At 42.6% G+C, this 8,470-nt stretch carries 5 protein-coding genes; 3 read left to right on the forward strand and 2 right to left on the reverse strand.

Going from position 1 to position 8,470, the window contains the following annotated elements:
* The first annotated feature begins 27 nt into the window (after nt 1-27).
* Entirely contained in the window at nt 28-1,146 is a 1,119-nt protein-coding gene (gene asd / locus AB6D07_RS12020; RefSeq protein WP_012603520.1) for an aspartate-semialdehyde dehydrogenase, read from the forward strand.
* Between the two features lie 138 nt (nt 1,147-1,284).
* Here the strand turns inward: asd and AB6D07_RS12025 are convergent, their stop codons facing one another.
* Nucleotides 1,285-2,127: an ion transporter gene (locus tag AB6D07_RS12025; protein ID WP_032500845.1), complete on the reverse strand. Its 843-nt coding sequence runs from the start codon at nt 2,125-2,127 to the stop codon at nt 1,285-1,287.
* Between the two features lie 149 nt (nt 2,128-2,276).
* On the reverse strand, nt 2,277-2,915 hold the full coding sequence (locus AB6D07_RS12030) for a YchE family NAAT transporter (protein WP_004734056.1): 639 nt from the start codon (nt 2,913-2,915) through the stop codon (nt 2,277-2,279).
* Between the two features lie 640 nt (nt 2,916-3,555).
* Between AB6D07_RS12030 and adhE the strand changes: the two genes are divergently transcribed.
* Nucleotides 3,556-6,264, forward strand: coding sequence for a bifunctional acetaldehyde-CoA/alcohol dehydrogenase (adhE, locus tag AB6D07_RS12035; protein ID WP_017098217.1), 2,709 nt, complete (start codon nt 3,556-3,558; stop codon nt 6,262-6,264).
* Between the two features lie 432 nt (nt 6,265-6,696).
* The gene (locus tag AB6D07_RS12040; protein WP_372140720.1) at nt 6,697-8,457 is read left to right on the forward strand and encodes a transporter substrate-binding domain-containing protein; all 1,761 of its coding nucleotides are present in this window, start codon (nt 6,697-6,699) and stop codon (nt 8,455-8,457) included.
* The last annotated feature ends 13 nt before the right edge of the window (nt 8,458-8,470 follow it).

Raw genomic sequence — 8,470 nt, forward strand, 5'->3', positions numbered from 1 at the left:
TTTTAATTTATACATGGAGAGTGAGCGATGAGAGTAGGTCTAGTTGGTTGGCGCGGTATGGTTGGTTCTGTATTGATGCAACGTATGGTTGAAGAGAAAGATTTCGACTTGATTGAACCTGTTTATTACAGTACGTCTCAGATTGGTATTCCTGCCCCTGTTTTGGGTGGTAAAGATGCGGGTCTACTTCAAGACGCTTTTGATATTGATAGCCTAAAACAGCTTGATGCGGTGATTACCTGTCAAGGCGGAGATTACACCTCAAAAGTATACCCAGCACTGCGTCAAGCAGGTTGGAAAGGCTACTGGATTGATGCGGCTTCTACCTTACGTATGGACGCGGATTCAATCATCACTCTTGATCCTGTTAACTTGGCTCAAATCCAACAAGGCATCCACGGCGGGACTAACACTTTCGTAGGCGGTAACTGTACTGTGAGCTTAATGCTTATGGCTTTGGGTGGTCTATACGAGAAAGGTATGGTTGAGTGGATGAGTGCCATGACTTACCAAGCCGCTTCAGGTGCGGGCGCTAAGAACATGCGTGAACTGATCTCACAAATGGGTGTGATCAACGACAGCGTAAGTTCTGAGTTAGCGAACCCTTCAAGTTCAATTCTAGATATCGATAAGAAAGTCGCTGATACCATTCGTTCATCTTCATTTCCAACCGATCAGTTCGGTGCTCCGCTTGCGGGCTCACTGATTCCTTGGATCGATGTGAAGCGTGAAAACGGTCAAAGCAAAGAAGAGTGGAAAGCCGGCGTTGAAGCGAACAAGATTCTTGGCCTAGATGGTCAGCCAATTCCTATCGATGGTACTTGTGTTCGAATCGGTGCAATGCGTTGTCACGCTCAAGCACTAACGATTAAGCTTAAGCAAGATGTGCCTATGGACGAGATCGAAGAGATCATCGCGACGCACAATGATTGGGTTAAAGTGATTCCTAATGACCGAGACATCACTGCGCAGGAGCTAACACCAGCGAAAGTAACAGGCACAATGTCTGTACCAGTCGGTCGTCTGCGTAAGATGTCGATGGGTAACGATTTCCTGAATGCGTTCACGGTAGGTGACCAACTACTTTGGGGTGCTGCAGAACCACTACGCCGTACTTTACGCATTATTCTTGCTGAGAAAGCGTAATCGGCAAGATTGCTTAAATTCTATTAGCTGATAAACCGAAAGGGTTGACGATAAACGTCAACCCTTTTTAGTTTATTGATATCTCGTTATTCGGCCCTCGAAACTGCCCTTAAATCTCTTCGCATCTCGAGTCTGCTTTTATTTCTCTTCTGTAACGACACGCTTGTCGGGGTCTGCCAATTCACTCGCACAGTGTTTGCAATACATAGCATCCGAATCATGGCCGGCGCGGTTACAGTTAGGACACTTTACCAACTCTTTGTGCGAGTTCATCTCATTGCTGAGCTCTGCAGTAATAATCCCTGTCGGTACCGCTAAAATAGAGTAACCCAATAGCATGGTCAGAGAAGCGATCGCTTTCCCTAACGCGGTTTGAGGGATCATGTCACCGTAGCCAACCGTCGTAATGGTTACGATTGCCCAATAAATACTGTGGGGAATACTTGTAAAGCCATTTTCTGGCCCTTCAATAACAAAGATAAGCGCGCCGAAGATAACAACTAAGATGCCAACTGTGCTGAAAAAGATCAGTATCTTTCGTCTTGCCATTAACAGTGAACGTAACAGAATGTTTGAATCTTGCAGGTAGCGAACCAGTTTTAGGATTCGGAAGATACGCATCACACGCAGCAGCCTTACCACACCCATAAATGAAGCGCCTGGGAAGATGATCGCTAAGTAGGTCGGAAGAATCGCCAATAGGTCCACGACACCATAAAAGCTGGTGGCATAAGATTTTGGTTTCGGAGAACAATAGAGCCTTAACAAATACTCAAGAGTGAAGAGAGCAGTAAAAGTGTATTCAATATAACGCAGCTGCTGTGACCATTCGGTCATGACATTAGGGATGGACTCTAAGATCAGAACCAATAGCGAAGCCAAGATTGCAACGATCAGAGAAATATCAAATGCACGTCCGGCTGGCGTGTGAGTACCAAAGATAATGACGTACAAATGATGCTTGAGTGGCTTGCGTGACATAAGGAGAGATTCATCTTTTGTTAAATGCATTAACAGTCATTATACAAGCTTCATAATAACGAGGCGAGTGAAAGCCCAATTGCTTTACTCGCCTCATCTATATTTCAATATTGTTGCCCTTTATAGAGCAACCGAAATGTCGTTAAACGTTATGCCAAACCTGGGAACAAATTACGTAGGCCATTGGCGATGAACTCGATGCCCAATGCACCAAGAATCAAGCCCATGATACGAGTGATCACGTTGATACCCGTTTGACCTAAAAAGCGAACGATAACTGGTGCTGAACGGAACAAAAGCCAAGAGCAGGTTGCAAACGCAATGATACTAATACCGATGCCGACCGTATCAATAGCAGCAGGGTAACGAGATCCGTAAACAATGGTCGAGCTGATTGCACCTGGGCCCGCCATTAACGGCATCGCCAAAGGAACAACACCGATTTGCTCCTTGCTGATGTATTCAGATTTCTCTTGTTTATTCTGCTTATCTTCACCGAGCTTACCGCTCATCATCGAAAATGCGATGCTCAGTAATAGCAAACCACCTGCAACACGAAATGAATCCAGCGAGATGCTAAACATATCAAGCAGCATTTGCCCCGCGACAAGCGACACAATCAGGATAACGGCAACAGCAATGTTGGCTTGTAATGCGGTCCTGTTCCTCTCTTCTGGCGGCATATGTGCAGTAAGGGAAACAAAAACAGGCATGATGCCGATTGGGTTTACGGCAGCAACAAGCCCAAGGAAGAATTGCATAAAAATTGCGAGTTCTAAGCCTTGCATGAGAGCGATCTCCAGTTAGCGAATTTTAAGGTTGAAGGTTTGATTCGGTGAATAGTCTGAGCGCGTAATGTAAGGGACAAATCGGATTTGCACGAATGAAAAAAACTAACCTGAAATAGGGGATTATTTTTAGAAAAACTAATTGAATATCACTTTTGTATTGGCGGTGTTGCGAGTTGGTTGTTAGTGTTTCATTTTGTAATTTATTATCGAGTAACTGTTAACTGCCGCACGAATTTAATAAAAATTATGTCAAAATCTAGCCCGTGCAACGGTATGGATATACTCTCAGTAGCACGAATATGGCTGTATACATGTAATTTAACTGACTAAAAATGAAACTTTTTTACAGTTTATGACTCTATGTAGAAAAAGTTTGTCTGTTTGCTTGTTTTTTGAACTAACGAAAAATGTGATTTTAATCTATATAAATCATCATCTTAAGCATGTTTTTGCGATTGCCTTACTACTTTTTGGTTAATTCTTTTTGGGTAACTGATCTGGGTCAATTTTTTTCACACTGTGAAATAATATACTCAGTCCTGAAAGCAATTTACTAAGAACGTTGTTGTTTGAGGTTAAAAGCAAGCAGCGAAATTAATAAAAAGTTTTTAATATTTATTATTTTAGGAGATCCACCATGCCTGTAACTAACTTAGCGGAACTTGATGCTCTAGTAGCACGCGTTAAAGCAGCACAAGAAGAGTTTGCAACATTCTCTCAAGAGAAAGTAGACGCAATCTTCCGCGCAGCTTCTCTTGCTGCTAACCACGCTCGTATCCCACTTGCACAACAAGCAGTTGCTGAATCTGGAATGGGTATTGTTGAAGATAAGGTTATCAAAAACCACTTTGCATCTGAATTTATCTACAACAAATACAAAGACGAAAAAACATGTGGCATTCTTGATGAAGATGAAAGCCTAGGCACAATGACTATCGCTGAGCCTGTAGGTATCATCTGTGGTATCGTTCCAACAACGAACCCAACTTCTACAGCAATCTTCAAATCTCTAATCTCTCTTAAAACACGTAACGGCATCATCTTCTCGCCACACCCACGTGCAAAGAACTCAACTAATGACGCAGCGAAGCTTGTTCTAGACGCAGCTGTAGCAGCGGGTGCACCAAAAGACATCATCGGTTGGATCGACCAACCATCTGTAGAGCTTTCTAACGCGCTGATGAAGCACGACGGTATCGCACTTATCCTTGCTACTGGTGGTCCAGGCATGGTTAAAGCAGCATACTCTTCTGGTAAGCCTGCTATCGGTGTTGGTGCTGGTAACGTTCCTGTAGTTATCGATGAAACAGCTGACATCAAACGTGCAGTAGCATCTATCCTTATGTCTAAAACATTCGATAACGGTGTTGTATGTGCTTCTGAGCAAGCTGCAATCGTAGTTAGCGAAGTATATGACGAAGTTAAAGAGCGTTTTGCTTCTCACAAAGCTCACGTTTTATCTAAAGCTGACGCAGATAAAGTACGTAAAGTTCTTCTTATCGACGGCAACCTAAACGCTAAAATCGTAGGTCAACCTGCTCCAGCAATCGCTGAAATGGCGGGTGTTAAAGTTCCTGCTGATACAAAAGTACTTGTAGGTGAAGGCCTTGGTAAAGTTTCTTACGATGACGAATTTGCTCACGAGAAACTGTCTCCAACTCTAGGTCTATTCCGCGCAGACGATTTCGAAGACGCTGTTGCTCAAGCAGTAACTATGGTTGAAATCGGTGGTATCGGTCACACATCTGGTCTTTACACTAACCAAGACGTAAACGCAGATCGCATCCGTTACTTCGGTGACAAGATGAAGACGGCTCGTATCCTAATCAACATCCCGACTACTCACGGTGGTATCGGTGACCTGTACAACTTTAACGTTGCACCTTCTCTAACTCTTGGTTGTGGTTCATGGGGTGGTAACTCTATCTCTGAGAACGTAGGTCCTAAGCACCTTATCAACAAGAAAACTGTAGCGAAGCGAGCTGAAAATATGTTGTGGCACAAACTACCTAAGTCTATCTACTTCCGTCGTGGCAGCCTTCCAATCGCTATGAGCGACCTAGAAGGTAAGAAACGCGCATTCCTAGTAACGGACCGTTTCCTATTCAACAACGGTTACGCAGACGATGTAGTACAAATTCTGAAAGCGCAAGGTATTGAAGTTCAAGTATTCTTCGATGTAGAAGCGGATCCAACACTGTCTGTTGTTGAGAAAGGCGCTGAAGCAATGAAGAGCTTCCAACCTGACGTAATCCTTGCTCTAGGTGGCGGTTCTCCAATGGATGCTGCTAAGATCATGTGGGTTATGTACGAGCACCCAGAAACTCACTTCGAAGAACTAGCAATGCGCTTTATGGATATCCGTAAACGTATCTACAAGTTCCCTAAAATGGGTAAAAAAGCTGAGCTAGTATGTATCACTACTACTTCAGGTACGGGTTCAGAAGTTACGCCATTCGCGGTTGTTACTGACGACAAAACAGGTGCTAAGTACCCGCTAGCGGATTACGAAATCACGCCAAACATGGCTGTTGTTGATGCTAACCTAGTAATGAACATGCCTAAGTCTCTGACAGCGTTCGGTGGTTACGATGCAGTAACTCACGCTCTTGAAGCTTACGTATCAGTTCTTGCGAACGAATACTCAGATGGTCAAGCTCTACAAGCTCTTAAGATGCTTAAAGAATACCTACCATCAAGTTACAAAAACGGTTCAGCAGACCCAATCGCTCGTGAGAAAGTACACAACGCTGCAACGATTGCTGGTATTGCCTTTGCGAACGCATTCCTAGGTGTATGTCACTCAATGGCTCACAAAATTGGTGCTGAGTTCCACCTACCACACGGTCTTGCAAACGCACTACTTATCTCAAACGTTGTACGTTACAACGCGAACGATAACCCAACTAAGCAGACTGCATTCTCTCAGTACGACCGCCCACAAGCACGTCGTCGTTATGCTGAAGTTGCTGACCACCTAGGCCTAAGCCAAGCTGGTGACCGTACTGCTCAGAAGATTGAACGTCTACTGACTTGGTTAGAAGAGCTTAAAGTTGACCTAGACATCCCACTGTCTATCCAGGCTGCGGGTGTTAACGAGTCTGACTTCATCGCTAAACTAGACGAGCTAGCTGTTGAAGCGTTCGATGACCAGTGTACAGGTGCTAACCCACGTTACCCTCTAATCACTGAGCTTAAAGAAGTTCTAACAACGTCTTACTTCGGTAAAGCATACGTTGAAGGTGAAACTTTTGAAGGTACGACTGTAATTTTGAAGAAAGCTGACCAAAAGCCAGCTGAAGAAAAAGCAGCACCAAAAGCTAAAAAAGAAAAAGCTAACGCATAATAAGTAAGCATTAGTTTGAGATAGGTTTTCGCTAGCACGATACTTATCTATCGGGAAAAGATCAAAGCCCCAGTCGAGAGACTGGGGCTTTTTTTGTTTATGTGTTTTGAAATGTCGGAACTAGAGGTTAGAGGAGATAAGTAACTAGGAAAGCTGAAAGAGTTGTAGTTTCTAATGTAAAAAATTGAGCTATTAGTGGCTTGGTATTTGTAGGAGGAGGATGGTTTGATTGTGGGAGGTTTCCTACAAAATTAATAAAAATATATATTAATCAACAGCTTAATTATGATGGCTTAAAGTATCCCAATTGACTTGATTTAGCTGGACGGTAATCTAACTTCCTTAGTTAAGTTTGGTATTTTTATGCGTACGTTAATTCTTTTAGCATCCCTTATTTTTGTCTCTTTTTCATCCTATTCACAAACAGAAAATTTGTCACTTAGTGCTCAGGAACGTGAGTTTATAGCAGAGCACCGAGTCATCTCTGTCGGGTTGCTTTCGCATGCGTGGGCGCCACACGCCACAACTTATGAATCGGGTACTTCTTTTGGTATTAACAATGATTACATGCAGAACATTGCTCAAATACTAGGTTTTGAGCTTGAATACCAGCCATACCCATCGGTTGATTCTTTGTTGGATGCGGTTGAAACAGGCAGTGTAGATATTGCTTTAGGCATCAGATACACCGATGAAAGGAGCAATGTATTCCTATTCTCAGAACCTTTTTACAATGGCAGCGCAGCAACCTGGCACCGTAACAAAAAAGCGCAATTTATCTCCCCTAAACTGCTGAGTTGGAGCTGTGTCGAAGGCTCTGTTTATTGTGGGATTCTTGAAGAGAAAAAAATCCCCAATATTTTCTTTGTCCAGCATTTTGACCAAGCTATCGCATTAGTAAATAGTGGAGTGGTAGATGCTATTGCTGCCAATTTTGTCTCTATCAATTCTTATCTCAATGATCATGATGTTATTCGAGGTGCGGTTAAAACACCTGATTGGTTAGAGACAGACGCGCTTCATGCTATTGGCAATCAAAATCAAACTCAGCTTCTTGCTCTGATAGATAAGGTGCTTCAAAAAGAAAGGAAAGGTTTAAATCAACCTTCTATTCGCTCATTAAACCCATACCACTTGAGTGAGCAATTAGCTCGCGCGTATAAGCAAGCTCGAAAGAGTGACGCTGATATTGAATATTCAATGCAGTTTGACCTATATCCGCTGTCTTTTAAAAACTCCAAAGATGAAGTTGATGGTTACTTCCATGATTTTATGGAGTTATTACAAGCGCGATCAGGTTTACAGTTTTCGCTCAAACAATCAGATCATTACACCACATGGCAGATGCTAGAGAGAGGCCATGTTGAAGTGGTGCCAATGGTGAAAGGTATTGGTATTGATAACGAAAAATACATCACCTCCGAGCCTTTCTTTACCCAAGTTTATTGGCCTGTGATTAAGAACCCTGGGATCATCGCTCGGATATTTGAACCCTCAAATAAGAATGTAAAATCTGGGGTATTAACTAACTCAAGCTCTAAAAAGTTTTCATATATAAAAATGGTTGCGAAGGGTGAGGTCGTTCCATATGACGACGTGCAAGATCTTCTGAAAGATTTAGCCAATAACAAGATTGAAATTGCGTACCTACCACAGGACATTATTCAGTCATTAGTTATACAAGACACAACTGATGAATTCTTGCTCGACCCAGATCATGCGATTGAGCTTGACCTCGTTTTTGCCATGAAGAAGAACAATTTGTTACTACAAGCGTTAATCAACAGCATACTCAATACTATTGATAACAATGAAGTGAAAAAATTAAAGCACGGGTATCGCCAGTTTAAGGTCGTGAATGGATTTGATAAGCATGATGTCTACATCATCGCTGGTGGTCTTTCGTCGTTCATTTTTTTTATGGGCACGTTGATCTATTTTGCAGTCGCCAATCTGAAATTAAAAATGCGCGTGACACAACAACTTGCAGAATCAGCTGAATTAGAAAAGGAATGGTTGAAAAGTATCGTAGAAGAGCTACCAAGTACGATTTTCATTCAAGATGAGCAGAATGAAATTGCTCAAACTAACTGTAAATCATACCTAACACGTGAGTGTTCAGGCTGCTCGTTATTGTCTCAAAAAAATCATTGTCAGCGCCGATGTAAAAATGACCCACTAACGTCGATTTAAAATTGACCCACCT

Source organism: Vibrio sp. 10N.239.312.C11, assembly GCF_041466065.1.
Taxonomy (GTDB): Bacteria; Pseudomonadota; Gammaproteobacteria; order Enterobacterales; family Vibrionaceae; genus Vibrio; species Vibrio tasmaniensis_A.

What these genes read in the sequence shown, in the direction of transcription:
- AB6D07_RS12030 (WP_004734056.1), bottom strand. Translation starts at nt 2,915, where the DNA reads ATGCAAGGCTTAGAACTCGCAATTTTTATGCAATTCTTCCTTGGGCTT.
- adhE (WP_017098217.1), top strand. Translation starts at nt 3,556, where the DNA reads ATGCCTGTAACTAACTTAGCGGAACTTGATGCTCTAGTAGCACGCGTT.
- asd (WP_012603520.1), top strand. Translation starts at nt 28, where the DNA reads ATGAGAGTAGGTCTAGTTGGTTGGCGCGGTATGGTTGGTTCTGTATTG.
- AB6D07_RS12025 (WP_032500845.1), bottom strand. Translation starts at nt 2,127, where the DNA reads ATGTCACGCAAGCCACTCAAGCATCATTTGTACGTCATTATCTTTGGT.